The sequence below is a fragment of the Amycolatopsis sp. NBC_00345 genome (assembly GCF_036116635.1).
GTDB lineage: Bacteria > Actinomycetota > Actinomycetes > Mycobacteriales > Pseudonocardiaceae > Amycolatopsis.
Genome location: NZ_CP107995.1, coordinates 3737606 through 3763586, shown reverse-complemented (window position 1 = coordinate 3763586; position 25981 = coordinate 3737606). Strand labels below are relative to the sequence as shown.

The 25981-nt window shown below is 71.1% G+C and carries 22 protein-coding genes; 12 read left to right on the top strand and 10 right to left on the bottom strand.

Annotation, left to right across the window (positions count from 1 at the left end; all coding sequences use genetic code 11):
* Positions 1-28: 28 nt before the first annotated feature.
* From OG943_RS16545 to OG943_RS16525, 5 genes are all read right to left on the bottom strand, one after another.
* The gene (locus tag OG943_RS16545) at positions 29-763 is read right to left on the bottom strand and encodes an SDR family NAD(P)-dependent oxidoreductase (RefSeq protein WP_328610659.1); all 735 of its coding nucleotides are present in this window, start codon (positions 761-763) and stop codon (positions 29-31) included.
* A gap of 239 nt (positions 764-1002) precedes the next feature.
* Entirely contained in the window at positions 1003-4152 is a 3150-nt protein-coding gene (locus tag OG943_RS16540) for a GH92 family glycosyl hydrolase (RefSeq protein ID WP_328610658.1), read from the bottom strand.
* On the bottom strand, positions 4149-5300 hold the full coding sequence (locus OG943_RS16535; RefSeq protein WP_328610657.1) for a Gfo/Idh/MocA family protein: 1152 nt from the start codon (positions 5298-5300) through the stop codon (positions 4149-4151). Before OG943_RS16535 ends, OG943_RS16540 begins: the two co-directional genes overlap by 4 nt.
* Positions 5297-6136, bottom strand: a complete 840-nt coding sequence (locus OG943_RS16530) for a sugar phosphate isomerase/epimerase family protein (RefSeq protein WP_328610656.1) — start codon at positions 6134-6136, stop codon at positions 5297-5299. Before OG943_RS16530 ends, OG943_RS16535 begins: the two co-directional genes overlap by 4 nt.
* Positions 6133-6549: a carbohydrate ABC transporter permease gene (locus OG943_RS16525; RefSeq protein ID WP_328610655.1), complete on the bottom strand. Its 417-nt coding sequence runs from the start codon at positions 6547-6549 to the stop codon at positions 6133-6135. The genes OG943_RS16530 and OG943_RS16525 overlap by 4 nt, the downstream gene beginning before the upstream one ends.
* Positions 6550-6596: 47 nt before the next feature.
* Here OG943_RS16525 and OG943_RS16520 point away from each other — a divergent pair, with 47 nt between their 5' ends.
* Positions 6597-6728, top strand: a complete 132-nt coding sequence (locus OG943_RS16520; RefSeq protein ID WP_328610654.1) for a hypothetical protein — start codon at positions 6597-6599, stop codon at positions 6726-6728.
* Positions 6729-6828: 100 nt separating this feature from the next.
* Here OG943_RS16520 and OG943_RS16515 read toward each other — a convergent pair whose 3' ends face one another.
* Entirely contained in the window at positions 6829-7635 is an 807-nt protein-coding gene (locus OG943_RS16515; RefSeq protein ID WP_328610653.1) for a carbohydrate ABC transporter permease, read from the bottom strand.
* Between the two features lie 19 nt (positions 7636-7654).
* A complete protein-coding gene (locus OG943_RS16510; protein WP_328610652.1) occupies positions 7655-8971 on the bottom strand; it encodes an ABC transporter substrate-binding protein in 1317 nt (438 codons plus the stop codon).
* A 163-nt stretch (positions 8972-9134) separates the two neighbouring features.
* Here OG943_RS16510 and OG943_RS16505 point away from each other — a divergent pair, with 163 nt between their 5' ends.
* A complete protein-coding gene (locus OG943_RS16505; protein ID WP_328610651.1) occupies positions 9135-10094 on the top strand; it encodes a LacI family DNA-binding transcriptional regulator in 960 nt (319 codons plus the stop codon).
* Between the two features lie 212 nt (positions 10095-10306).
* Here OG943_RS16505 and OG943_RS16500 read toward each other — a convergent pair whose 3' ends face one another.
* Positions 10307-11506, bottom strand: coding sequence for an HNH endonuclease signature motif containing protein (locus tag OG943_RS16500; RefSeq protein WP_328610650.1), 1200 nt, complete (start codon positions 11504-11506; stop codon positions 10307-10309).
* 87 nt (positions 11507-11593) lie between these two features.
* Positions 11594-13330 carry an FAD-dependent monooxygenase gene (locus OG943_RS16495; protein WP_328610649.1) on the bottom strand — a complete coding sequence of 579 codons (1737 nt, stop codon included), beginning with the start codon at positions 13328-13330 and terminating at the stop codon, positions 11594-11596.
* A gap of 265 nt (positions 13331-13595) precedes the next feature.
* On the opposite strand from OG943_RS16495, the gene hpaB reads away from it, so the two are divergent.
* Genes hpaB through OG943_RS16465 form a run of 6 tightly spaced genes read left to right on the top strand, consistent with a single transcriptional unit; the run spans position 13596 to position 19576 of the window.
* A complete protein-coding gene (gene hpaB / locus OG943_RS16490; RefSeq protein WP_328610648.1) occupies positions 13596-15098 on the top strand; it encodes a 4-hydroxyphenylacetate 3-monooxygenase, oxygenase component in 1503 nt (500 codons plus the stop codon).
* Positions 15095-15667 (top strand): flavin reductase family protein, encoded by a 573-nt coding sequence (locus OG943_RS16485; protein WP_328610647.1) that lies wholly within the window; start codon positions 15095-15097, stop codon positions 15665-15667. Before hpaB ends, OG943_RS16485 begins: the two co-directional genes overlap by 4 nt.
* A gap of 29 nt (positions 15668-15696) precedes the next feature.
* On the top strand, positions 15697-16587 hold the full coding sequence (locus OG943_RS16480; RefSeq protein WP_328610646.1) for an alpha/beta fold hydrolase: 891 nt from the start codon (positions 15697-15699) through the stop codon (positions 16585-16587).
* A gap of 12 nt (positions 16588-16599) precedes the next feature.
* Positions 16600-18243 (top strand): FAD-dependent oxidoreductase, encoded by a 1644-nt coding sequence (locus tag OG943_RS16475; RefSeq protein ID WP_328610645.1) that lies wholly within the window; start codon positions 16600-16602, stop codon positions 18241-18243.
* Between the two features lie 41 nt (positions 18244-18284).
* Entirely contained in the window at positions 18285-19028 is a 744-nt protein-coding gene (locus OG943_RS16470) for an SDR family NAD(P)-dependent oxidoreductase (protein ID WP_328610644.1), read from the top strand.
* A 17-nt stretch (positions 19029-19045) separates the two neighbouring features.
* Entirely contained in the window at positions 19046-19576 is a 531-nt protein-coding gene (locus tag OG943_RS16465) for a cupin domain-containing protein (protein WP_328610643.1), read from the top strand.
* A 46-nt stretch (positions 19577-19622) separates the two neighbouring features.
* Here OG943_RS16465 and OG943_RS16460 read toward each other — a convergent pair whose 3' ends face one another.
* Positions 19623-20855 (bottom strand): IS110 family transposase, encoded by a 1233-nt coding sequence (locus tag OG943_RS16460; protein ID WP_328606123.1) that lies wholly within the window; start codon positions 20853-20855, stop codon positions 19623-19625.
* Between the two features lie 360 nt (positions 20856-21215).
* Between OG943_RS16460 and OG943_RS16455 the strand changes: the two genes are divergently transcribed.
* The 4 genes from OG943_RS16455 to OG943_RS16440 are packed head-to-tail and all read left to right on the top strand — an operon-like array spanning position 21216 to position 25981.
* The gene (locus OG943_RS16455) at positions 21216-22166 is read left to right on the top strand and encodes a 2,3-dihydroxyphenylpropionate 1,2-dioxygenase (RefSeq protein ID WP_328610642.1); all 951 of its coding nucleotides are present in this window, start codon (positions 21216-21218) and stop codon (positions 22164-22166) included.
* Positions 22167-22173: 7 nt separating this feature from the next.
* On the top strand, positions 22174-24579 hold the full coding sequence (locus OG943_RS16450; RefSeq protein ID WP_328610641.1) for a xanthine dehydrogenase family protein molybdopterin-binding subunit: 2406 nt from the start codon (positions 22174-22176) through the stop codon (positions 24577-24579).
* Complete coding sequence (locus tag OG943_RS16445; RefSeq protein ID WP_328610640.1) at positions 24576-25445, top strand: FAD binding domain-containing protein; 870 nt, start codon at positions 24576-24578, stop codon at positions 25443-25445. The genes OG943_RS16450 and OG943_RS16445 overlap by 4 nt, the downstream gene beginning before the upstream one ends.
* Positions 25442-25981, top strand: a complete 540-nt coding sequence (locus OG943_RS16440) for a (2Fe-2S)-binding protein (RefSeq protein ID WP_328610639.1) — start codon at positions 25442-25444, stop codon at positions 25979-25981. The genes OG943_RS16445 and OG943_RS16440 overlap by 4 nt, the downstream gene beginning before the upstream one ends.

The following is a 25981-nucleotide window of genomic DNA, read 5'->3' as shown; positions in this document are numbered from 1 at the left end:
CCTGCGGTTCTTCCTTCGGAGCGGAATTTCACGCGCTGGCGAGGCCGCCGGCGCTTTCCCCGCCGTCGACGACAAACGACTGGCCGGTGATGAAGGCCGCGTCGGGCGAGGCGAGGAACGCCGCCATCGCGGCGATTTCGGCCGGTTTCCCGAGCCGGCGCAGGGGGACCTTCTGCTCGCGCTCGTGGAGCATTTCGGGGGTGTACTCCGCCTCCTGCATGGGAGTGAGCACGTACCCCGGGCAGATCGTGTTGACCCGCACCGCCGGCGCGAGTTCCAGGGCCAGCGTCTTGGTGAGTTCGATGAGCCCGGCCTTGCTCGCGTTGTAGCTGCCGTAGTTCGGCATGCCCACCATGCCGCTGACCGAACCGGTGTTGACGATGACGCCCGATCCCGCCTTCATCATCCGCCGGGCCGCCAGCTGGGCGACGATGAAGGCGCCGGTCAGATTGACCGAGAGCACGTGATTCCACTCTTCCAGGCCGGCGTCGAGAAAGGGGTCGCGAATGCTGATGCCGGCGTTGTTGAGGAGCACGTCGATGCTGTCCCAGGCGGCGTCGATCCGGGAAAATGCGTCCTCGACGCCCTGCTGGTCGGTCACATCGGCGAGCAGGGAGAGCTCGGATCCCGGGTTGGTCGCATCGAGCTCCCGCAGTGCGTCCTTGTCCCAGTCCAGCACCGCCACCTGGGCGCCGTCGGCGACGAACCGGCGGACCATCGCCGAGCCGATTCCCGATGCGCCGCCGGTGACCAGAACACGCATCGGAATTCCTCCCGTACATCGACAGCGCATTCAGCCGAATTGCTGACGTACGAGGTAATCTCGATGCCCACCACACTACTCCTCCGCGGCATGATCAGGTGCTTTCGCGGATGCCGGGTTTCCTCCACACTGGCCGGCGAATCGGGGTTTGAACCCTGTGGCAGGCGGGAACCCGGGGGGTTCGTGCGCGGATGAAGCGGGCCGGCGCCGGTGCGTCCACTTCGGACGACCGGCGCCGCTCAGCGCTGCGCGAGCAGTTCCAGCTGCACGAGTGGCAGAGCGCCGCCGGCCACCAGCCGGTAGGCCGTAGACGAGGCCGTTTCGGCCAGTAAGAACGGCCGGGTTTGCCCGTCCCAGCGGAACTCCTCGGCGGGCCGGTGGTCGAGGGGCCGCCACTCGCCGTCGTCCCCGCGACCCTCCAGGCGCCACGCGAACGTGCCGGCTTCCGCGACGGTCACGGTGTAGAGCGTGGTGGCCTCGGCTTGGCCGAAGGTGCAGCCGATCGTGTCGCCGGGGCTGAGCCGGGTGGTCGTCTCACCGAGGTCGTCGAACGCCGGGTGAGGGCCGGGCCTGGTCAGGTCCAGCCGGGTCCGGGGTTCTTCGCCGGACGGCGTCAGCGAGGCCGGAATGCTTTCCGCAGCCCACTTCGTCGGCTCGGGCGAAAGCGTGACGACAAGCTCGGCCCCGTCACTGATCCGCCGGCGCGGGACCGAGATTTCGTGCCATTCCTCGCCGTCGATCGTGACACCGGCGATGTAGTCGCAGGCTGGGTCGCCGACCGTGCGGACGGTCAGCGTTTTCCCGCCGGGGAGCGCGATGTCCGCCCGCGGGAACAGCGGCGTGGTGAGCACGAACTCGTCGCTCGCGGGCACCAGCGGGTAGAGGCCCAGCGCGGCGAAGAGGTACCAGGCCGACATCTCGCCGTTGTCCTCGTCGCCGGGGTAGCCCTGGCCGATCTCCGAGCCGAGGAACAGCCGGCGCAGCGCCTCCCGCACGATCCGCTGGGTTTTGTGGTGGGCGCCGGTGAACGCGTACATGAACGGGATGTGGTGGGCGGGCTGGTTGGACAGGCCGAGCATGCCCATCCGGACGTCCCGGGCCTCCGCCATCTCGTGGATGGTGATGGCGTACCCGCCCTTGAACTCCGCCCGGCCGGTCTCGGGCGTCGCGAAGAACTCGTCGAGCGCCCGTTCCAGCGCGTCCCGGCCGCCGTACAGGGTGGTCAGGCCGGCACCGTCGTGCGGCGCGGTGAACGCCGTGCCCCACCCGTTGGTCTCGGTGTAGTCGCCGCCCCACACCCGCGGGTCGTAGTCGCGCGGTTCGGGGACCCGCCACCCGCCGTCCGGGTTCCGGCCCTGGAAGAACCCGATCCGCCGGTCGAACACCGTGGCGTACCGCGCGGCCCGAGCGGCGTAGTACTCGGCGTCGGCCGCGAGCTCCGGCTGCCGGGGATGATCGGCGGGCAGCAGCGATGCCAGCAGCCGGGCCATTTTCGCGATCCCGCTGTCGTTGATGGCCGCGTCGAGTGTCCACGACATACCTTCGGAGACCGTGGTGTCGGTGAAGCCGCGGAACGTCTGTGAGCGCACCCCTTTGCGCCCGACGAGCGGGCTGGGGGCGACCACGGTGGCGTTGCGCAGCGCGGAATCGTAGGCGGCCAGCGGGTCCAGGCCGGGCAGCCCGGCGGCCAGCGCGCCGGCGAAGATGACGTCGGTGGTGGTGCCGGTCATGTTGTCGATCGGGCCGGGCGCGCTCCACCGGCTGGTCCACCCGCCGTCGCGGTAGTGCTGGAGGAAGCCGTCGAGCAGGTGCCCGGCGTCCTCGGGCCGCAGCAGCGCGAGCGCCGGCCAGACGGTCCGGTAGGTGTCCCAGAATCCGTGGTTCGCCGTCAGGCGCCCGGACACGACGCGGCAGCCCGTTTCCGTTGCGGTGTGGGGCTTCGCCAACGGCGGGAACGGGCTGGCGTAACGGGGTCCGTCCGGCGTCTCCTCCTGGGTTTCGTTGGGATAGAGGAAAAGCCGGTACAGATTGGAGTAAAGGGTGGTCAGCTGGTCCTCGGCGGCGCCTTCGACGCGGACCTGCCCGAGCCGTGCGGCCCAGGCCTCGTGCGCTCGCGCGGCGACGGCGTCGAAGTCGTCCGAGCCGAGGTCCGCGGACAGGTTCGCCTCGGCCTGCGCGGTGCCCAGGAACGAGGTCCCCACCCGCACCGTGACCGTGCGGTCCGGCCCGAGGCCGAGGTGGACGGACCCGCGGGCGCCGTCGGCGTGCGCCGCGAGGACCGGCCGGTCGAGTGTGGCGTGCACGAACATCCGGGGGCTGTCGTCCGTCCCGTCCGTGAACGCGCGCACCACCGCGCCGGCCGGCCCCGGCTCCGGCAGGGTGAGGCCGCCGGGCCCGTCCGCCTGGTCGAAGATCAGCGAGCCGCGCTCTTCCGGGTAGCGGAAGCGCAGGACGAGCGAGAACCGGGCCGCGGTCAGCTCGGCGTGGATGCCCCCGTCGAGCTCCACGGCGTACCGGTGCGGCCGGTCCGACTCGCTCGCGCGGTCGAACCCCCGCGCGCGGGTCGCCCGGTCCAGCCCCGGGGCCGCCCCGAGCGCGGGGAACAGCTGGAACACCCCGCGGTCCTGGATCCACGGGCTGGGGATGTGGGAGGTCGCGAAGGCCTGCAGCGCGGGACGCCCGTCGTCACGGTTGTGGGCCGCGTAGGTGTAGGTCCAGCCGGCCGAAGCCGCGTCGGTCATCGGCGCGCCGAACACCGCGCCGTGCGGCACCGCGACCAGCGGCACGGTGTTGCCCCGGGAGTATTCGAACGTCGAGTGGGTCCCGCGGGTCGTGCGGACCCGGTCGACGAGGTCGAGCGGCGGCGCGGGCGCCGGGCGCACGGCGACGGCGTTCACGTAGCCGGTCAGATCGGCCGGGTCCCCGGCGCCAGGCTGGACCACGATCCGCACCTCGGCGCGCTGGACCCGGCGGCCGGCCGCAGCGGCGAGGCTCACCCGTTTGAAGGTCCACTGGTCCGCCGAGACGGTCTTCGACGCGTACTGCGCGTCCGGATCGTGCCGGACCCCGTGCTGGTCGTGCGCCGCCAGGTCGCTCAGCCGGGTCGCATCGGCGAAGATGAGGTCGACGATCACCGCGGTCGCCCCGTAGCCGTCGCGGATGTCCTCCCGATCGCGGTCCAGCACCGGGAAGACCGCGTACTCGAGCACATCCGACGCCTCGACGACCGGGTGTTCCAGCGGCAGCTCGGCGACGAAGACCGAGCCGGCCGCGGCCCCGGTGATCCGGTACTCCCGGACGGGGGAGGGGTCGAGCCCCCGGCCGGACTGCCCGGCCGGCGCGTACGCGGGCCCCGCGACGGTGGTGAGCGTGAAACGGTGTTCGGTCATACCGGGCGCACATCCAGGTGAACGTCGGAGTACTTACCGGCCAGCACGTCCGCCACGGCGATCGGCCGGCCGAGGGCCGCGGAGACGTATACCGACCGGACAAAAGCCAGTGACCGCAAGGCATCCGGCACGGTCACGCCGGGTTCGGCGCCGGTCGCGACCGCCCGCGCGATGTCGTCGTACTGGCGCCGGTGGCCGAGGACGAAGTCGTCGTCACGACGCGGGCCGGCCGGGGTGTCGCCGAAGCCGACCTCGGCTTCGGCCTGGTTCCCGGTCAGGGCGCCGCCGGTCACGCTGCCCGCGCCACCCGGCCCACCGCTCGCGGCGGCCGAGCGGGTGTGGAAGTACTCGAGGCGGTCGTTGTCGATCACCGCGGACCCCTCGGTGCCGTGCACCTGGATCCGGGTGGTCAGCCCCGGGTAGGCGGCGGCGGTGGCGAGCAGGACGGCCACGGCGCCGGACTCGAACCGCACGGTCGCGGCCACGGTGTCCTCCACCTCGACCCGCTCGTGCGCGAGCAGCCCCGCGGCCGCCTGCACCTCGACCGGGCGGCCGAGGAACCACAGCAGCAGGTCGGCGGTGTGCACGCCCTGGTTCATCAGCGCGCCACCGCCGTCGAGCCGCCAGGTGCCGCGCCAGGCGCCGCCGTCGTAGTAGGCCTGGTCGCGCCACCAGGCGACGGAGGCGACCGCGGAGGTCAGCTTGCCGAACCGGCCGTCGTGCGCGGCGCGGGCCACCGCGACGCTGGCCGGGTCGAACCGGTGCTGGCTGATCACGGTGATCATCCGGCCCGCGGCCACTGCTCGTTCCGCCAGCGCCGCGAACTCCGCCGCGCGCGCGACGCTGACGTCCAGCGGCTTCTCGATCACGACGTGGGCGCCCGCCTCGATCGCCTGCCGCGCGAGGTCGAGATGGGTGCCGCTGGGCGTGCAGATCACCACCAGGTCGGGCTTCTGCTCCCGCAGCGCGTCGGCCAGCTCCGCATACGCCACCGGCGACGGGTGCTCGGCGACCACCCGCGCGGCGTTCTCCGCCACCGGGTCGACCGCGGCGGCCAAGGTGAACGCGGGGTGCTCGCCGAGCACCCGGGCGTGGTTGCGGCCGATGACGCCGCACCCGACGAGGGCGACCCGGATGAGGCCGGTCATGCCAGCCCCACCCCGAGCCGGTCGGTGATCCCGCGCAGCGCCCGGGCCGCCCGGCCGAACGCGGAAGGCCCGGAGAACCCGCCCGTGGCGTGGGCCGCGGAGAGGTGGGGCTCGAGGGAGATGAAGCCCTGGTAGCCGTCGTCACGCAGGGCGGTCAGGGTCTCCACCACCTCGCCGTCGCCCTCACCCGCGGCGACGACCCGGCCGTCCGCCGTGAGCGCGTCCTTGATCTGCACGTAGTCCAGGTACGGCCGCAGCCGGGCATAGGCGTCGGTGAACGGGCGCACGCCGACCTGGACGAAGTTGGCGCTGTCCCAGACGACCCGCAGGTGGTCCGAGCCGACCGACTCGATCAGGTCGACGACCCGGTCCGGGGTGTCGCCGTAGATGTCCTTCTCGTTTTCGTGCAGCAGCACGATGTCCTCGCGCTCGGCGAGGTCGGCCATGGCGCGCAACCGGACCAGCACGTCGTCCCGCATGCCGGCCGGGTCGCGCCCCTCCTGGTAGAAGGAGAACATCCGGATGTAGCGGGTGGAGAAGAACCGCGCGAGGTCGATCGCGGTGCCCAGCCGGGTCACCTCGGCCTCGACCGGCAGTTCGAGCGAGACCTTGCCCAGAGGGGAGGCGAGGGCGGACACCCCGAACCCGCGTTCGTCGAGCAGCTTCCGCAGCGTGGTCTGTTGCTGGGCGTCGAAGTCGAGCACGCCGGTTTCCCAGGCGCCGCGCAGTTCGAGGTGCCGCGCGCCCAGCGCCTCCAGCACCGAGAGCTGCACCACCGGGTCCGCGTCGATCTCGTCGCCGAAACCGGACAGCGGCCACGTGGGGGTGGCGGTCATTTGATTCCTCCTGCGGTCAGGCCACCGACCAGGTAGCGCTGGAAAACGAGGTTGAGCAGCACCACGGGCGCGGCGCAGACGAGGGACGCGGCCATCATCCGGCCGTAGACCGGGACCGCGCCGGTGTCCTGAGTGGAGCTGAGCACCGACAGCGCCACCGCGGCGGTGCGGCTGGACGGCGAGGTCATCACGGAGCTGAACAGCACGTCGTTCCATCCTTGCAGGAACGAGAAGATCGCCGCGACCACGATCCCCGGCCAGCTCAGCGGGAGCACGATCCGCAGCAGCACGGTCGCCGGGCGGGCGCCGTCGATGCGCGCGGCCTCCTCGATCTCCAGCGGCAGCCCGCGCAGGTACGTCACCATCACCCAGGTCGCGAACGGCAGCGCGAACGTCAGGTAGGTGACGAACACCGCCCACGGCGTGCCGATGATCGGTATCCGCAGCGCGGTCGAGGAACTTGAAGCGCACCAGCACGTACGCGGTCATCACCGAAACGAACGCGCTCACCACGGCGACCGAGCCGGAGATCAGCAGGCTGTTCTTCAGCCCGCCGGCGAGGTCGGAGTTCAGCGAGGCCAGCAGAATGTAGACCAGGGGCACGAGCACGATCAGCAGGAGCACCACCACGGCGGCCGCGTGCAACGGCCGGGGCAGCACCTGCTGGACCGTCGCGGACCGGAACCGCCGGGTCATCGCGCACCTTCTTTCTCACCGACGTCGAGCCGCAGCGCCCGCAGGTAGACCAGCAACGGGATGGCGACGATGATCAGCGACGCGACGGCCGTGGCCGCACTCAGCCCGAAGCGGAAGCTCTGGAAGCTCTGCGTGTAGGTGAGCAGCGGCAGCACCTGCACGCTGGCCGGGGCGGGCAGGCTGAACAGCACGTACGGGACCGAGAAGTTGTTCACCGAGTGCAGGAACGAGATCACCATCGACAGCGCGACCGGCCCCGCGATCTGCGGGAGGATCACCTTGGTCAGCTTGGCCCACCAGCGGGCGCCGTCGATCGCCGCGGCCTCGTGCACCTCCTTCGTGACCGACTGGAGCGCGGCGAGGGTGAGCAGGTAGACGAACGGCCAGGCGCTCCACGCCTCGACCGCCACCAGCACCCAGTAGCTGGTCGGGCCGTTGAGCCAGAGCGGGCCGGCCGGCCCGAGGTGGGCGAGCAGCCCGTTCGCCACCCCGTCCGGCTTGAAGATCGTCCGCCACATCGCGCCGACCGAAGACAGCAGCGGGGACTGGACGAGCGCCTCGGCGTAGTTCGAGAGGCCGAGGAACGGCGCCTCGGTCCAGTGCCGCAGTGTGTACTGGTCCAGGTCGGTCAGTGACATGTAGACGACGAGGACCAGCGGCACGAGCACGACAAGCGCGGTGAGGACCGCGCCGGGGATGAGCATCCACAAGGGACGGTCGCGGCGGTCGAGCGGACGGCGCCGGGGCGGTGGCGGTGGCGGCCCGGCGCGGTCGCGCACCGGTGGCGATGCGGTCTGGGTCATGGGTTTTCTCCCTCGAGGGCTAGCGGGCGCGCGCGACGGCGTCGGACGCGGTCTTCTGCGCGGCCCGTAGCTGCTCGGTGATCTGGGTGTCGGAGACGCAGCCGCGGGCGAGCTGGGGGATCAGCTGCACGGTGACGTTGCTGAGCTGGAGCTGGACATCGCCCCAGGCGCCGGTGAACGGGGTGCCGGCCGAGCCCCGCCCGGAGTCCAGGATGGGCTTCAGGGCGGGCTTGCCCGCGGTCACCTTCGCGGTGGCCGCCGCGTTGGCGGGCAGGGTGCCGAAGACGTCGAAGAGGTGTTCCTGCTCCGCCTCGCTCGTGACCAGGTCGATGTAGGCGAACGCGAGGCCGGGTTGCCGGGAGTAGTCGGCCACCACGAGGTTGTTGCCCGAGAGGATGCTGGTGGCCGGGCGCCCGCCGGGCGGCACGGTGGTGTGCCCGGGCGGGATCGTGGGCATGGTCGCGTAGGCGTACTTCCCGGCGACCGCCGAGGAATCGAGGGTGTGCTGCGAAAGGCCGCTGGTGCCCAGCATCATCGCCGACTTCCCGGCGGCGAACTCGGCCAGCGCCTGGCTGTTGTTCCAGCCGGCCGCGGCCGGGTCCACCACGCCGGCGCTTCGCCAGGAGTACAGCGTCCGGTACGCGGCCAGCGTGCGCGGGTCGTCCAGGGTCACGGTTTTCCCCTGCACCAAGGGGTTTCCGAGCTGCACGGTGAGATTGCGGACGAGCTTCCACGTGTCGCCGGTGTCGCCGTACGCGACGGACAGGCCGTACGCGCCGTCGCGGGTGAGCTGTTTCGCCTGGGCGAGCAGGCCGTCCCAGGAGTCCGCGGGCCGGCTGATCCCGGCCTTGGCGAGGAGGTCTTTGTTGTACACCAGGACGTAGGGCAGGCTCGTCTCCGGGACGGCGATCTCGCGCCCCGGCGGGCCGGACAGCCCGAGCGTCTCCGGGCGGAACCGCTGCTTCCCGCCGACCTTCGCCCAGTCCTCGTCGGTCAGCGTGGTGAACGCGCCGGTCGAGAAGGCGGTCGGGGTGAAGGTGGTGCCCAGCTCGAACACGTCCGGGCCCTGGTTCGAGATGACCGAGGTCTGCATCCTGGTCAGCACGTCGCCGGTGGACGAGAACGTGTCGAATTCCAGGTTCGCGCCGGTGCGCTGCTTGAACTTGGCCGCGATGCCGGCGAACCACTGCTTCTGCTGGACCGGGTAGCTGCCGTTGACGCTGGCGATCACCTGGAGCGCCGGCACCTCCGGCCCCGCGGGTCCGCACGCGGTGGTCGCGCCGAGAACGGCGGCGAGCACGAGCGGGACCAGGCCTGCGGCGCGGCGACGACTCATCACTCCTCCTTGAGCGGGCCGGGGGAGCCCGATGCGGCGGACGGTACCTTTCATGGCAAACAAGCGGCAATATTTGCCAGGTATTTGCCACGCGTGCTTCGCTGAGGTCATGTCCGAAAAGGATTCAGCCCGGCCGATGTCCCGGAGGGTCACCATTCGTGACGTGGCCGAGGAGGCGGGGGTCGCGATGTCGACCGTCTCCCGGGCGCTGGCGACCCCGGAGCGGGTCAACCCGGAGACCCGGCGGCGGATCGCGGAGATCGCCCGCCGCCTCGGTTATGCGGCCCGGTCGGGCGGAAGCCAGGCCTATCGCGGTTCGGTGGCGGTGATCGTCGCCGACGTGACGAACCCGTTCTACTTCGGCCTCATCCGCGGCGCCCAGCGGCAGCTGCGGGCCGCCGGGCTCACCCAGCTGCTGATGGACACCGAGGAGGACGCCGAGATCGAGCGGGCCGCGCTGGCCAAGGCCGCCACCCTGAGTGACGGGATCGTGATCTCCGCTTCGCGCCTGCAGGACCGGGAGCTGACCGCGTTCGCCGCGGAGCACCCGCTCGTGACGATCAACCGGGCGCCCCGGCGCGTGCCGCACGTCCTGCTCGACACGCCGGGCGGCGTCTCGCAGGCGGTCGAGCACCTGGTGTCGCTGGGCCACTACCGCCTGTTCTACGTCTCCGGGCCGACCTCCTCGTGGACCAACGTCCGGCGCTGGCGGGCGATGAAGGCCACCGCCGCCCGGCTCGGGGCGACGGCCGAGTGCTCGACGCCGTTCGCGCCCACCATGGCCTCGGGCGCGGCCGCCGCGGACGCCGCGCTCAACAACAAGGCGTCGGCCTGCATCGCGTTCAACGACCTCATCGCCATCGGGATGACCACCCGCTTCCGCGAACGCGGCGTCCGCGTCCCGGCCGAGATCAGCGTGGTCGGCTGCGACGACATCCTGGGCGCCGACTTCTGCGACCCCCCGCTCACCACGGTGAACGCACCCATCGAGCACGCCGGCCGCCTCGCGGTGTCGCTGCTGCAGGACGTACTCGGCCGCGGCGGCAGAAGCGAGCGGGTTGGTACGGTGCTGCCTACTCATCTGGTGATCCGGGCCTCTACTGGGCCTCGCGGTGGTGCCTGATGGCTGGCTGTTCTCTCGCGCTCTCGGCAGGGTCGGCGCGTGCGGCGACTACGAGGCCTGAGAACACCAAAACCCCAGCGCCAACCGAAACCTGGGCAGACCCAAACCTCTTGGGGAAGCTGTGGGCCGAGCCGGAGGCGGAGCAAGCAGGTAAAGAAGGCGGAATCACGCGACGCCGCCCCAGCTCTGAGATTCCTCGCTATTTGCCGGGGTCAGGCGGCTGCCTCACGTCCGACCCCGTCTGTGGTGTCTTTGACTCGGTTTTCGTGCAGTGGTGGTGGTGTTGTCGCGTATACCCGTCCTGTCGGTGTGGTGATCGTGCCCTCGCCACCGGGCGTTGAGGTGATGGACCAGCCTGGTTCGTCTTTGAGGCGGTGGTGTCGTCGGCAGCGTGGGCCGAGGTTGTCTTCGGCGGTGTGGCCGCCTCTCGCGAAGTCGCGGGTGTGGTCGATGTCGCTGTACTGTGACGGGCGATGACATCCCGGGTGCTGGCACACCCGGTCCCGCACCTGGACGAGGTCGGCGAGGGCGACGGGTGGTCGGTAGCGGGTGCGGCCGACACTGCGGACCTGCCCGGTGTCGGGTTCGGTGATGATCCGCCGCCACACCGAATTCGAGTCCGCCGCAAGCTCCCGCGTCAGCCACGCCGGGACAGTGCCACAACCCGACAACTCGGCGGGCTCCTCGTTCAACCCGGCCAGCGTCAGAAGGTCCACATACAGGTAGACAACGGGCTTGATGCCGCTGTCACCGGGCGCCCGGTTCAGCAGCCGATCAACCAGGACATCCGCACGCAGTTGATCCAGTGTCCGGGTCTCGTCTCCGCGACGGAGCTTCCGTGCTTGGTGGTCGAGGGAGGTGTAGATCGCCGAGGCTTGTTCCACGGGCAGATCACACAGCAAGGTGGACATTGTCTCGTCCTGGTGAATCAGGCAGACGTTGCGGTCGCGCCGTCGCGCGCGGGATCTTCGCTCATATCCTTCGGCGTCCACTTTCTGCACTACCCGATTCACGGCGGCCCGCAACGACGACGGATTCTTCCCCGCCAACCGCGTCGCCACAATCGCATCGACCTGGCGAGCCATCTCATCAGAAAGAGCTATCGTCGGCTCGAATACCATCCGCGCCTTGAAAGCATCGATCTCCCCACGCCGGAATGCCGCGAACGTCTCCGGCAACCGGGTCGTCAGCGCCTGCGCCAACGCGACGTCGGCCCCAGCACGCCGTTCTGTCACCGACAACTCCAACGCCAGCTCCGCCGCCACCGACCGGACAGAACCGCCCGCTGCCGCGAACAATGCGACATCGGCAGCCTGCTCAGCCTCCAGCTGTGCTACCCGGACGGCCCGTTCATGAATCCGAGACAAAACATCGACGGCGTCATTTAAGGAAGAATCCCCGTAACGGCTCACTCTGTAATTTTACCGACGCCACCCATCAAAAACGTCACCAAATAGAGTGAACAAAACATCTCCGCAAACCAGCAGAGTCACAAGACGCTAGCGGCCGGCTTCCCCGCCGCCAGGACCAGGCTCGGCGGTTCCGAGCAGGCGGCCGAACGCGGCGCCCAGCACCTCGGCCGGTGACTGCTCCGCGCTCAGGTCCGCGGCGCGGAAGGCGACGTACCCGTCCGGCCGGACGATGACGGCTCCGGTCGGGCCGAGGCCGTAGCACTTCGCCCAGTTGCCGTCCGGATCGCGGAAATCGCCGCCGGCGCCGATGGTGAAGGCGCTGATCGCGGTGCCGCGGGCTTCGGCGAGGCTCCGGGCGGCGTCGACCCACGCCTGGCCGGACGGGGGCGCGAGGACGACGAAACGGCTGTGCAGGAGGTCGATTGTGGACAGTCGCTCTCCCGCGGAGGACTCGAGCCACACGTGCGGGGCGTGCGCGCCCGGGCGAGCGGTCGGACGGTAGTCGACCACGGTCGAGCCGACCGGTGGTGAGCCGTCCGGGATGACCGCGGCGGAGTCGTAGGTCACGCCGAACTGCTGGCCGTAGGACCAGAACTGGGGCTCTTGGCCGGGAATCCCCTCGGCTATCCGCTGCCGGACCGCGGCGCCGCCGGGGCCTTCGATCTCGGCGAGCCGCGCCGGGTCGTTGGCGAACCAGCCCACTTCGGCCGCCTTCCTGGCGGTTTCGAGTGTGGTGGCGATGTTTCGCCGGGCCGTGGTCCGGCGTTCGGAGTCGTAGGTGCCGAGCAGTTCCGCGCCCGCGCCGCCGCGCAGGACCTCGTGGAGCTTCCAGCCGAGGTTCTGCGCGTCCTGCAGGCTGCTGTTCATGCCGAACCCGCCGGTCGGCGGGAACCGGTGGGCGGCATCGCCCACCAGCAGGACGCGGCCCTCGTGGAAACTGTCCGCCAGCGCCGATTGGACCTTCCAGAAGAACGTGCCCTCGACGCGGATGTCCACATCGGACGAACCGATCGCGGTGCGGATCACGTCGGCGCAGTATTCGGGGGTGAAGTCGTCCGGGCTCTGCCGCCCGGGGTCGTAGTCCCAGCTGTAGACCCAGCGGCGGTCGCCGTCGTAGGTGACGAAGGCGCCCTGGGTCTCCGGGTTGATGATGAAGTACAGGATGTACCGGCGGCCGCGCAGGAAGGGGCGCAGGTCGGCTTCGAAGCACACATTGACCTGGTGGCTCATCACCGGGCTCTCGGGGGCGGAGACGCCGACCGCGGTGCGGACGGTGCTGCGTCCGCCGTCCGCGCCGACGACATAGCGGCCCCTGACCCGGTGCTCGGTCCCGTTCTCGCCGGCCGCCGTCACGGTGGCGCCGGTCGCGTCCTGGACGACGCCGACCGCCCGCAACCCGTAGGTGACCGAGATACTCGGGAAGGTCAGGGCGTGCTTGCGCAGCACCCCTTCCAACGTGTCTTGTGCGCACCAGACCAGGAATTCCGGCGACAGCGCGTCCAGGCTCGCGATGCGCTCCTTCGCGGCCATCATGTCGATCGCCCCGATGTCCGGATCCTTCAGCCGTGTCAAGTAACCGAAGGCGCTCCAGTCCTCGACCGGGAGGCCACCGGCACGACGTATCTCCCCGGCGAGGCCGAGCTGGCGGAAGTACTCCATCGTCCGGGCGTGGATCCCGCTCGCCCGCGGATGCCGCAGCCGGCCTTCGCGCCGTTCGACGAGGCGGACGTCCACCCCCCGGCGGCCCAGCTCGATCGCCAGCATTGTGCCGGCCGGACCGGCGCCGACGATCACCACGTCGTGAGCTGACTCGCTGGCAGCCATCCGGTGCTCCCAATCTGGCGATGTGCGGTGACGTCGGAGGGGGTGCGGCTTCGCTCTTGGCGCGCCGAGAATTCAGCGGAACTCCGCACCAGGACGGGGGTTCTCGGCGGCCGGCCCCGGCCCGGCGCTGTGCTGGATGACCCTAGTTGCGTGTCCCCGCCAAGTAAAGGACCATTTCGTCCTTGCGGGGCGGATGCACTCTTGCGTGCCGCGGCGAAGCGGCCTATGTTCAGCTGGCAGGCTAGCATGTTAGTTGGGAGGCGGTATGGCTGTCCGGTCCGGCGCCCAGTACGTGGAGCGGTTGCAGAAGACACCGCGGGAGGTGTGGCTGCGCGGTCGGCGGGTGGAGGACGTGACGCGGCATCCGGCGTTTCGGGCGCCGATCCAGCAGATCGCCCACCTGTACGACATGCAGCACGATCCGCGGTATGCGGACGTGCTGACGCGGCCGGGGCCCCACGGGCCGGTCGGCACCGCGTTCGTCGCCCCGAAGTCCTATGCGGACCTGGTCGGCCGGCGCGAGGCGTTCCGGCTGTGGTCGGAGGCCACGCTGGGCTTGATGGGGCGATCGCCCGACTTCCTCAACACCACCGTGATGGCCTTCGCCGAGGAGCCGGGCGTGTTCGCGGAGTTCGGGCCGCGCTTCGCCGGCAACGTTCAGCGCTATTTCGAGTACGTGCGCGACAACGACCTGTTCCTCACCCACGCGTTGATCACGCCGCAGACCGACCGGTCGAAGAGCTCGGCCGAGCAGGCGGACCAGTTCCTGCACATGGGCGTGGTCGAGGAGACCGCCGACGGGCTGGTGGTACGCGGGGCCCGGATGCTGGCCACGCTCGCCCCGATGGCCGACGAGCTGATCATCTACAGCCTGCCGGGGCTGCGGCCGGGAGACGAGCGGCACGCGGCGGTGTTCGCCGTCCCGATCGAGACGCCGGGATTGCGGCTGATCTCTCGCGAGCCCTTCGACGACGGCACCCGCAACCGGTTCGACCACCCGCTGTCGTCGCATTTCGAAGAGGCCGACTCGCTGGTCGTGTTCGACGACGTGCTCGTGCCGTGGGACCGGGTGTTCCTGCACGGCGATGTCGCGCTGGCCAACAAGCTCTACGCCGAGACCAACCTGCGTCAGCACACCGCCCACCAGACCGGGGTGCGCGGGCTCGTGAAGATGCAGTTCATCACCGGCGTGGCCATGAAGCTCGCCCAGTCGGTGAAGATCGACGGATTCCTGCACGTGCAGCAAAAGCTCGGTGAGCTCGTCGCGGCCACCGAGACCTGCCGCGCGCTGGTGCGGGCCGCGGAGATCGACCACGAAACCTCGTCGTCGGGAAACTCGCTTCGCTGTGGGTTCGGGCCGCTGCAGACCTTGCGGATGCACCTGTCGAGCTCGTACCCCAAGGCGGCCGAGGTCCTGCAGACCCTCGGCGCCGGCGGCCTGCTGATGATGCCGTCCGCCGAGGATTTCGGGAGCGAGATCGGCGCGGACATCACCCGCTACTTCCAGGGCGCGGAAGGCCTCGACGCCACCGAACGGGTCCGGCTGTACAAGCTGGCCTGGGATCTCTGCGGCGACGGGTTCGGCCAGCGCGCGGTGCAGTACGAGCGCTACTACGCGGGCGACCCGGTCCGGCTCTACGCGATGAACTACCTCGCCTACGACAAGACCGACGCCTTCCGCATGGTCGATCGGGCACTGGACCTGGCCGGCGACCCGCGGCAAGCGGTCGCCGAGGCCCGTGACCGGACCGCCACGGCCCGGCCATGACCGGCACCGGTCCGGCCATGGCGGCGGTGGACGGGACTCCGGACGCGGGGTCGATGCGCCGTGCCATGGGCCAGTTCGCCACCGGGGTCACGGTGCTCACCACCGTGACCGGCGAGGGGCGGCCCGCCGGCTGCACCGTCAGCGCGTTCTCCTCGCTGTCGCTGGACCCGCCGCTGGTCCTGGCCTGCATCGACCGGGGGCGCGCGATGCACGAGCACCTCACCACCGCCCCCGGCTACGTCGTCAACGTGTTGCGCACGGATCAGCGCGAGCTCGCCGTGCGCTTCGCCGGGCGCGGTGCGGACCGGTTCGCCGGTCTGCGCACCAGGCCCGGCCGCCACGGCATCCCGCTGATCGACGGCGCCATCGCGCAGATCCAGTGCGATCCGCACGCCGTCCTGGACGGGGGCGACCACGCGATCGTCGTCGGCCGGGTCCGGGCGCTGGCCACGCACGCGGGGGATCCGCTGCTCTACGCGCAGGGGGCGTTTCTCGACCTGCCCGCCGCGCACTGGGAGTCCGCCCTCGCCGACGCCCAGCACGAATGGCTCCTGAACGCACCCTGGTAGCCGACGCTCACCGACACGCGGAGTTTTCCATGACCGAAACGACAGCGCGGGCCACGGCCGCCCGGACCGAGGACCCGCCGGTGTGGGTGGCGCTGGGCGCGCTCGAACACCGCGTGCACTACGTCGACGTCGGCCCGTGGCGCACCCGCGTGTTCGAGGCCGGCGAGGGCGAGACACTGGTGCTCATGCCCGGCACCGGAGGGCATCTGGAGGCCTACGCCCACAACATCGCGGCTTTCGCCGAGCACTTCCGGGTGCTGGCCTACGACTATCCCGGCCACGGCTACACCACCCACGCCACGGCCGACCTGGAGCTCGGCACCTACGTCGAGCACCTGGCCGGGCTGCTCGACGCGTTCGGCGTGGCCAAGGCGCACCTCAACGGCGAGTCCCTCGGCGGGTGGGTGGCGGTGAAGTTCGCCGCCGCGCATCCCGAGCGGGTCGGGAAGATGGTGCTCAACACCCCGGGCGGCACGATGGCCCGGCCCGAGGTGATGGACAAGATCCGCGGCCTTTCGCAGGCGGCCGCCGACGACCCGTCGGAGGAACGGATCCGGGCCCGGCTCGAATGGCTCATGGCCGACCCCGCCGTGGTCACCGACGAGCTCGTCGCCATCCGCCGGGCCATCTACTCCCGGCCCGGATTCGCCGGGTCGATGCGCCACATCCTCTGCCTGCAGGACCCGGAAGTGCGCCGGCGCAACATGATCACCGACGCCGACCTGTCCGCCGTGCCCGGGCCCGCGCTCGTCATCTGGACCAGCGACGACCCGTCGGGCCCGGCGGGCGCCGGGCTGGACATGGCCGCGAAGATCACCGGCGGCCGGTTCGAGCTGATCACCGAGGCCGGGCACTGGCCCCAGTGGGAGCAACGGGAAACCTACAACCGCAGCGTCGTCAACTTCCTCAACGAAGAGTAAGGAGCGATCGTCATGGGCAATCCCGAGGTCCGGGCGCCTGAGCCGGCAGCCGGTGTGCACTGGGACATCGACGTGGACATCGTCGTGGCCGGTGGTGCGCTCGCCGGGTTCACCACGGCGTTGCACGCGCATGAACTGGGCGCGAGCGTTGTCGTGCTGGAGAAGGCGGAACGGGTGGGCGGCACGGCCCGCAAGGCCGTCGCCGGGATGTGGGTGCCGAACAACCGGTTCATGCAGGAGGCCGGGACCACCGACCGCAAAGAGGACGCGCTGGCGTACCTCGCCCGGATGGCGCGGCCGTTGCTGTTCGACCCCGGCGATCAGTACCTCGGCCTGGCCCGCTGGGAGTTCGAACTCTTCGACGCGCTCTACGACAACGCCGACACCGCGTTCCGCGCGCTGGAGGCGCTGGGCGCCGAGCTGGAGCAGGACGCCGAATTCCCCGACTACCACATGCACCTGCCCGAGATCACCGCGCCGCGGGGCCGGGAGTTGTTCCCGCACAACCCGGACGGCACGCGCGGCGACGGCGAATCGTTCATCGCCGCGCTGGCGGGACTCGTGGCCCAGCGGCAGATCCCGGTGCACGTCGACCACCGCGTCGCCGGCGTGATCGTCGACGAGACCGGCCGGGTCGTCGGGGTGCGCGTGGAGACCCCGGACGGGGAGATCGCCGCGCGGGGCCGCAAGGCGGTCGTCTTCTGCTCGGGCGGCTTCACCCACAACGAGGAGATGCGCCGCTACTACCTGGGCGGCCGGGTCGTCGGCGGCTGCGCGGCGTTGAGCAACGAGGGTGACTTCCACCGGATCGCGCAGCGCCTGGGGATCCCGCTCGTGCACATGGACGCCGCGTACCTGGCGCCGCTCGTCCTCGAGAAGATGCTCCACCGCGACCCGACCATGATGGGCGTGTTCGCCGTCCCCGGCGACAGCCTGCTCATCGTCAACTCGGCCGGGCGGCGCGCGGTGAACGAGAAGGCGCCGTACCAGGACCGCACGATCCAGATGCTGTCGTGGAATCCGCATGACGCGGAGCATCCGAACTTCCTCATGTTCCCGGTGTGGGACCAGCGTGCGGCGGACCGCTTTCCCGGCGGGTTCCTCGGCGCGTTCATCCCGGACTCCACCTCGGACGCGTCGCACGTCGTGTCGGGGGAAACGCTCGAAGAGCTCGCGGCGGCGCTCGACGAACGGCTGGTCAAGCTCGGCGCCGGAGCCCGCAACACGCGCCTTTCGGCGGACTTCGCCGCGTCGCTGCGCGGCACGGTCGAGCGGTTCAACGGGTTCGCGCGCAGCGGCGTCGACGAGGACTTCCGGCGCGGCGAGACGCCGATCGAGATCACCTTCCACGGGCCGGTGGCCGACGACAACCACAGCCCGAACGGGCTCATGTTCCCGTTGTCGGACCAGGGTCCCTACTACGCGACGATCCTCGCGCCCGGCACCCTCGACACCAAGGGCGGGCCGCGCGTGAACACCGCGGGCCAGGTACTCGGCGCCGACGAGCAGCCGGTGCCGGGGCTGTACGCGGTGGGCAACGCCAGCGCGGCGCCCACCGGCCAGGGTTATATCTCCGGGGGCATGACCTTCGGCCCGATCATCACCTTCGGCTACCTGGCCGCGCACGCCGCCGTCCAGGATTCGCTGAGCGGCTGAGAGCCCCGGACCCGCAGTGCCGCGGGAGGAAAAGGTGAGTCATGGCAACGGAACACGAGGACCGGCCGGTCGCCATCGTGGCCGGTGGTTCCACCGGGATCGGGGCGGCGGTCGCCCGGCGGCTGGACCAGGAGGGCTACCGGGTCGTCGTCGTCAGCTCGAAGAGCGTCGACGAGGGCGAGTCGGTAGCCGCGGAGCTCGACGGCAGCTGGTTCCTGCGGGCCGATCTGAGCGAGCCGGGGGCGGCCGCCGAGGTGGTGGCCCGGGTCGGCGCCGAGCACGGCCGCCTGGACACGGTGGTCTACGCGGCGGGGAAGACCGCGCGGATCGCGCACCCCGACATCCACGCCGTCACCGACGACGTCTGGGACGGCATCCTCAAGCTCAACGTGCTCGGGCCGTGGCATTTCGTGCAGGCCGCCGAACCGCTGCTGCGCAAGAGCCCGAACGGCACGATCGTGGTGGTCGGCGCCCTCGCCGGCGTCGACGTCGGCGGCAGCAGCATCCCTTACGCCGTCAGCAAAGCCGCGGTGCACCACATGTGCAAGCTCCTCGGCGGCGCGCTGGGCCCGGAGATCCGGGTCAACGCGGTGGCCCCGGGCTTCATCGAGACCCGCTGGACCGAGGACTGGACCGCGTTCCGCGGCCAGATCTCCGACAAGGCCCCGTTGCGGCGCACCGGGCTGCCCGAAGAGGTGGCCGAGCTCGTGCTCGGCCTGATCCGCGCGACCTACGTGACCGGGCAGACCGTCGTCGTCGACGGCGGCCTGTCCCTGCTGCCCTAGCCACCCCCAGGAGCACCATGCCCGAGAACATCCCGCTGTCCGGGCGGCCGATCGCGGTCGCGCCCTCGGTGCAGCGTTTCCGCCGTCTCGTCACCGGTCTCGACGACGAGGGCCGCCCGACCGTCGTATCGGACGAGACCTGTGCGCACGTGCAAGTCATCGCCGACACCCCGACGTTCGCGATGACCGACTTCTGGCGCCACGACAAGGTTCCCGTCGAAAACGCCGGGGCCGTCGACGACGGTCTCGGCGGGCCCGTCGAGATCTCGCCGCCGCCGTCGGGATCGGTGTTCCGGATCGTGGAGTTCCCGCCGGACCGGGTGTGGGACGACGGCACGGGCGTGCGCTCCCGCATGGTCCACAGCACCGCGTCCCTCGACTACGCGCTCGTGCTGCGCGGGGCGATCTGGTCGGTGCTGGACGCCGACGAGCGGGAGCTGACCGCGGGGGACGTGCTGATCCAGCGTGGCACCCGCCATCTGTGGTCCAACCGTTCCGACGAGCCGTGTCTCGTCGCGTTCGTCCTGATCGGCGGCACGGCCGTCTGAGCTCGAGCTGTCCCGGACCCGGAAAGACATCTCAGGTTGTTGGAAGTCAAGCTGCGGCAGTGAGTGGAGGTGGAAAGGCTTGATGTTCGTCGTAGCGGCAGTCTGTCTGCAGGCAGTGGTGAAGCTGGCCGAGGAATTTGTTGAACAGGTGGCGTTGGGCTTGGTGGTTCCAGTCGCCGGCGGCGCGGCGGGCGTCGAAGTGGCGACGCGCGCCGGGGCTGGCTTTGAGCGAGCTCAGCGCCCAGATCGGGCCGACCGCGGCCAAGCGCCGGTTTTTGATGTGCCGGTGCGAGACCACGGTTTTTCGGCCGCTGGCACGAGTGATCGGCGCCGAGCCGGCGTAGGCCTTCAGCCCACGCGGGTCGGTGAAGCGGGCGCGGTCGTCTCCGATTTCGGCGAGCACCCGGGCGCCGGCCAGCAGCCCCAGGCCGGGGAAGCTGGTGATGATCCTGGCATCCGGGTGCTGCTCAAAATGTGTCCGGGTCGCCTCCGCGAGGCTGTCAGCGGCAGCGCAGGCGGCCTCGAATTGGCTCAGCAGAGCCGAGAACTGGATGCCCATCGCGTTCTCCACCATCGGTGGCTGCCGCAACCGCTCCGACCGGAAGATCCCATAGAGCCGATCAACGTCATGGTCGACGTTGCGGCGGCGCCCGGCCTTCGCCAGCAGGGTCCGCAGACGTGCTCGGGTCAGCTTCGCTGCGAGCGCGGGTGTGGGTGCCGCGGCGAGGACGGTGCGGGCGTCGCGTCGGGCCAGGCCGCCCTCGGGCAGCCCGGCGAACGCGTCGAGCGCGGCCGGGTAGAACTCCTTGAGCAGCGAGCGAAGCTGGTTGCCCAGCTGCTGGCGGCCCCAGACCGCGTCCTGCTGGGCCCGCGCCAGCACCCGCACCGCCTGGGCGAGGTCGGTGTCGACCGGCAACGGGCGGTGCGCGGCCGCGTCGGTGCGCACGATGTTGGCCAGCAGCACCGCGTCCGCGGCGTCGGACTTCGCCCCGGAAACCTGGTACCGGGCCCGGTAACGCGATGCCGAGAGCGGGTTGATCGCATAGATCGTGCGGCCGGTGACGCGCAGCGCGGAGACGAGCAGACCGTGATCGGTCTCAATGCCCACAGGGACCGGCGCCTCGGCGGTGTCACCGGCCCCGACCAGCAGGTCCAGCAGCCGGGCGAACCCGGCCGCGTCGTCACCGATCCGGGCCTTCGCCACGACGGTTCCGGTGTCGTCGATGATCGCGACATCATGGTGGGACTCAGCCCAGTCGATGCCGCAGAACAGTGTCAAACCGTCACGCCTCCTTCAATATTCACGCAGGTCACGGGTCCAGGCAGGGTCACGCAGCGCCCTAATCGCGGGACTCGGCGGTCCGTCATCTCAGTAGCCGTTCGTGACTCCAGCACACCGCAGGCACCTCGTTCTGTCGAAGAGCTCACAGCCCGGGAACACATCGAGAGGTCACCTCCTGCGGCGGACTCGAGCAACGACATCCCACCACCACGATCACCGGTTCACCGGCAGACGCGCCGTTCTTTCCTAAGTCGTCGAACGACCGGAACCCCCAGGCGTCGCCTACCGGTGAACCAGCACCAACCGACCCGGTCACGAGCCGGAAGAACTACCCCCACTACCGATTAGGAGCACCGGATGGCCACCGTCGCCGGCTGTGTGAACCTGTCGCATTCGCCGTTCTGGAACCTCGCCCCGGCCGGCACCCCCGAGGAGCCCGGCGGACACTTCACCGAATCGGCCGAGCGGCTCCGCGCGGTCGCGACCGGGCTCGCGCCCGACGTCGTCGTGGTCTTCGGGCCCGACCACGCGCGCAACCTCTTCTACGACTGCATGCCGCCGTTCTGCATCGGGATCGGGAGTGTGCGCGGGGTGGGCGACTACCGGACCCCGCGCGGTGACCTGCCGCGGGCCGGGCCGCTCGCCCGGGAGATCTTCGAGGGGGTGACCGCGCGGGGGTTCGATCCGGCGGTCTCCCTCGACCTGGGCATCGACCACGGGCTGACCCAGGTCTACGCCAAGCTGTTCCCGGCACTGGACGTCCCGATCGTGCCGATCGTGGTGAACTCGGGCTGCCCGCCCCTGCCGAGCTTCCGGCGCTGCGCCGGCTTCGGGCACGCCGTCGGGGAAGCGATCCGGGGTGCCGCCACCGCGGCCCGCGTGCTCCTCGTCGGCTCCGGGGGACTGTCGCACTGGCCGGCCTCGATCTCGGCGGAGGACCCCTCGATCACCCCCGAGTGGCGCGACTTCCTCATCCACGGCCGCCCGCGGGTGGCCGAGCTGGAACCGATCCGGGAGGCGCGGGCCCAGGCGCTCGCCGCGGGCGAATCGACGGGCCGGGTCAACGCGGAGTGGGACCGGGCGCTGCTCGAGCGGATCTCCCTCGACCCGGCCGTGCTCGGCCGGCTCGACGCGGAAGACGTCGAAGGCCTGGCCGGGCCCGGGGCCTTGGAGGTACGGACCTGGGCGGCCGCGGCCGCGGCGTGGGGCTGCCCGCTGGAGTGGACGGCCTACGAGCCCGTCCCGGACTGGATCACCGGCATGGGGATGGCTTCGAGCCGGGCACCGTCAGCAACGACGCTGGAATGAGCAGGAAATGACCCTCACCGAACCTGGCCCCGCCACCACCGCCGGATCACTCGTCGGCCGCTCGGTCCGCCGCAAGGACGGCGACCTCGTCCTCACCGGGAAGGGCGGCTACCTCGACGACATCGAGTTTCCCGGCGGGGTACTGCACGCCGCGTTGCTGCGCAGCCCGCACCCCGCGGCGCGAATTCTGCGCGTGGACACCACCGCCGCGGCGGCGCGCCCTGGCGTCCGGGTGGTGCTGACCGGCGCCGAGGCCGCGAAGGTCACCGAACCCCTCCCGCATTTCTACAACCCGGCCATGGTCGGCGGCGCTACCACGGACTTCCACCCGCTCGCCGTGGACGCCGTGCACTACGTGGGCGAACCGGTCGCGGCCGTCGTCGCCGACAGCCTGCACGAGGCGCAGGCGGCGATGCGCGCCATCGCGGTCGACTACGAGCCGCTGCCTTTCGTGCTGGACACCGACGCGGCGATGGCGGCGGATGCCCCGGTGGTCTTCGACGGCTGGGCGGACAACGCGGTCTGCCGGCTGCCGTTCGCCGAGGGCGACGCCACGGCGAAGCTGGCAGCGGCCCCGCACACGCTCTCGGGCGAGATCTTCATCCAGCGCTACCAGACCACCCCGATGGAGACGCGCGGATACGTGGCGACGTGGCCGGCCGGCCGCCGCCTCACCCTGTACGCCTCCACGCAGAACCCCCACCCGCTGCGCTCGCACCTCGCGCAGGTGCTCGGCATGGCCGAGAGCGACGTGCAGGTGGTGGCCACGCGCCTCGGCGGCGGGTTCGGCCACAAGTTCCACAGCTGTCCCGAGGAATCGTTGCTGGCACTGCTCGCCCGCCGGGCCGGTGCGCCGGTGAAGTGGCTGGAAAGCCGCGAGGAGTCGCTGCTGGTCGGCGCCCGGGAGTACGTGCACCGCTTCGAGGCCGGCTTCGACGGCACCGGCAGGATCCTGGCCTTCAAGGACCGGATCCTGGCCAACGTCGGCGCGCTGGGCCCGAGCGGCGGCTGGGCGCAGGCGTTCGTCGCCGGGCTCACCCTGCCGGGCCCGTACAGGATCGACGACTACGACGTCGAGATGGTGCCGGTGGCCACCCACAAGGCGCCGTGGAACGGTGCTCGCGGATACGGCAAGGAGTCGGCGGCACTGCTGCTGGAACGGGTCGTCGACCTGGTCGCGCAGCGCCTGGACCTCGACCCGGCGGAAGTGCGGCGGCGCAACCTCATCCCCGTCGCGGAGATGCCGTACTGGACGGCCACCAAGCACATCGACGGCGGTGACTATCACGCCGCGCTCGACCAGGTCCTCCAGGCCGCCGACTATCCGGCGCTGCGGGCCCGTCGCACGTCCGCGCGGGCCGAGGGGCGGCTGTCCGGCGTCGGGATCGCGTTCGAACTCGCCCCGGAAGGCGCCGACCTGGCCGGCTCCCTGGTCCGCGGGCACGACACGGCCACCGTGCGCGTGGACCGGTCGGGCCGGGTCACCGTGCTCACCGGCGTCACCAGCCCGGGGAGCGGCAACGAGACGGGCATCGCCCAGCTGGTGGCCGCCGAGCTGGGCGTCGGCGTGGACGACGTCCGTGTCAAGCAGGGCGACACGGACCTGTGCCCCTACGGCTACGGCAACTTCAGCAGCCGGTCGCTGACCGTGGGCGGGGCCGCCGCCGTGCTCGCCGCGCGCGACCTCCGCGCCACCTTGGCCCAGGCGGGTTCGTCGCTGCTGAAGACCGAGCCGGAAGCCTGCGCTTTCGCCGACGGGCAGGTCGTCGACACCACCACCGGCGAGCGGCTGCCGTTGCCGGTGGTGGTCAATGCCGTGATGACGCTGGGCGGCGCCGGGCTGGGCATCACCGATCGGCAGCTGGAGTCGACGCGGACCTACACGCCGGAGAACATCCACCTGGTCCCCGACGAGCTGGGCCGCGTGTCCGTCTATCCCTCCTACTCGCACTCCGCGCACGTCGTGTCGGCCGAGGTGGACCGTGAGACCGGGCAGGTCACGCTGCTGTCGTTCGTGGGCCTGCACGACTGCGGGACGGTCGTGAACCCCCTGCTCGTGCGGGGCCAGTTCCTCGGCGCGATCGTGATGGGGATCGGTGGCGCGCTGTGGGAGGAGTCGGTCTACGGCGCCGACGGGAGGCTCCGCAGCGACACCCTCAAGCGCTACCTCCTGCCGCGCTCCACCGACCTGCCGCTGATCGAGACCGTGAGCCGCGAAACGCCTTCGCCGTTCTCGATGTTCGGCATGAAGGGGGCGGGGGAGAGCGGTGTGGGCGGCGCCCTCGCCGCGGTCGCGAACGCGGTCAACGACGCGCTGCTGCCGCTGGGCGTGCACGTCCACCACATGCCGCTCAGCGCGCCGCGGTTGCTGCGCGCGATCAAGGCGGGCACCGGCACGGGAGCGCGATCATGATCCGGACGGCGTTGCGCCACCATGCCCCCACCGAGCTGGCCGAGGCCGTCGCACTCCTCGACTCCCACGCCGAGCGCGCGGCCGTGCTCGGCGGCGGCACCATGCTGGTGCCCCGCCTGACGCGGGGGGAGCTCGACCTCGACCACGTGATCGACCTGCGCCGGCTCGGTCTCGGCACCGCGACGGTCACGGACGGCCGCGTCCGCGTCGGCGCCAGGGCCACCTACGCGAACCTCCTTGCCGCACCGGCGTTTCCCGGCACGGCGCAGCTGCTGCAACGGGTGGCCGGCGGCATCACCGGCGGCCCGCAGATCCGGTGCCAGGGCACGGTCTGTGGCTCCGCCGCCTACGCCAACCCGTCCACCGAGGTCCCCGCGGCGCTGGTCGCGCTGGACGCGACGATGCACCTGCACGGACCGGGCGGGGCCCGCACCGCCCCGGCGGCCGCGTTTTTCCTCGACGCCTACAAAGTGGACCTGCGCCGCGGCGAGCTGCTGACCGGAGTCACCGTGGCGGCGCGGCCGGCCCGGCTCGGCTACTGCAAGCTCAAGCTCGCCGAGGGCAGCTGGCCCATCGCCACGGCCGCCGCCGTGCTGCCGCCCGCGGGTGCCGCGGACCACGCTCCCGGGTACCGGGGCGCCGTGGTCACGCTCGGGGCGATCAGCACCCGGCCGATCAAGCTCGACCTGGCCCCGGTACTCGACGACGCCGGCCGGCTCCCGGGCGACGCCGACGTCGACGAGTGGGTCGCCGCGCGGATCGGCGAACCCTGGGAGGACGAGCTGGCCCCGGGCGGTTACCGCCGCATGGTGGCCGGGGCCGTGCTGCGCCGCGCCCTGCACCGAGCCCACGAGGAGAACCGATGACCGAACCGGCGAGCGAACCCGTTCCGGAGCGGGACGTGGCGATGACGGTGAACGGCCGGGCCCGCCGGGTCCGGTGCGAAGACCGGCACCTGCTGGTCGAGGTGCTTCGCGAGCAGCTCCGGCTCAAGGGCACCCACGCCGGATGCCTGAACGGCGACTGCGGCGCGTGCACGGTCGAGCTGGACGGGCAGCCCGTCAAGTCCTGCCTGGTGCTGGCGGCCGCGGCGGAGGGCGCCGAGATCACCACCCTGGAGGGCGTCGCGCAGGGCGGTGAGCTGGACCCGGTGCAGCAGGCCTTCTGGGACCACGACGGCTTTCAGTGCGGTTTCTGCCTGCCTGGCCAGATCTTCGCCACGCGCTGGCTGCTGGCCCGCGACGCCGACCCGGCCGACACCGCGATCCGGGAGGCACTGGCCGGAAACCTCTGCCGCTGCACGGGTTACCAGAGCATCGTCGAGTCGGTGCGGGCCGCGGCGGCCGGCCTCCGCGGTGAGATGGGCAGCGGCGAGGTGGGCAGCGGCGTGACCCCCGGGTAG

Coding starts and splice junctions, on each gene's coding strand:
- OG943_RS16545 (WP_328610659.1), bottom strand. CDS start 763: ATGCGTGTTCTGGTCACCGGCGGCGCATCGGGAATCGGCTCGGCGATG.
- OG943_RS16540 (WP_328610658.1), bottom strand. CDS start 4,152: ATGACCGAACACCGTTTCACGCTCACCACCGTCGCGGGGCCCGCGTAC.
- OG943_RS16535 (WP_328610657.1), bottom strand. CDS start 5,300: ATGACCGGCCTCATCCGGGTCGCCCTCGTCGGGTGCGGCGTCATCGGC.
- OG943_RS16530 (WP_328610656.1), bottom strand. CDS start 6,136: ATGACCGCCACCCCCACGTGGCCGCTGTCCGGTTTCGGCGACGAGATC.
- OG943_RS16515 (WP_328610653.1), bottom strand. CDS start 7,635: ATGACCCAGACCGCATCGCCACCGGTGCGCGACCGCGCCGGGCCGCCA.
- OG943_RS16510 (WP_328610652.1), bottom strand. CDS start 8,971: ATGAGTCGTCGCCGCGCCGCAGGCCTGGTCCCGCTCGTGCTCGCCGCC.
- OG943_RS16495 (WP_328610649.1), bottom strand. CDS start 13,330: ATGGCTGCCAGCGAGTCAGCTCACGACGTGGTGATCGTCGGCGCCGGT.
- hpaB (WP_328610648.1), top strand. CDS start 13,596: ATGGCTGTCCGGTCCGGCGCCCAGTACGTGGAGCGGTTGCAGAAGACA.
- OG943_RS16485 (WP_328610647.1), top strand. CDS start 15,095: ATGACCGGCACCGGTCCGGCCATGGCGGCGGTGGACGGGACTCCGGAC.
- OG943_RS16480 (WP_328610646.1), top strand. CDS start 15,697: ATGACCGAAACGACAGCGCGGGCCACGGCCGCCCGGACCGAGGACCCG.
- OG943_RS16475 (WP_328610645.1), top strand. CDS start 16,600: ATGGGCAATCCCGAGGTCCGGGCGCCTGAGCCGGCAGCCGGTGTGCAC.
- OG943_RS16470 (WP_328610644.1), top strand. CDS start 18,285: ATGGCAACGGAACACGAGGACCGGCCGGTCGCCATCGTGGCCGGTGGT.
- OG943_RS16465 (WP_328610643.1), top strand. CDS start 19,046: ATGCCCGAGAACATCCCGCTGTCCGGGCGGCCGATCGCGGTCGCGCCC.
- OG943_RS16455 (WP_328610642.1), top strand. CDS start 21,216: ATGGCCACCGTCGCCGGCTGTGTGAACCTGTCGCATTCGCCGTTCTGG.
- OG943_RS16450 (WP_328610641.1), top strand. CDS start 22,174: ATGACCCTCACCGAACCTGGCCCCGCCACCACCGCCGGATCACTCGTC.
- OG943_RS16445 (WP_328610640.1), top strand. CDS start 24,576: ATGATCCGGACGGCGTTGCGCCACCATGCCCCCACCGAGCTGGCCGAG.
- OG943_RS16440 (WP_328610639.1), top strand. CDS start 25,442: ATGACCGAACCGGCGAGCGAACCCGTTCCGGAGCGGGACGTGGCGATG.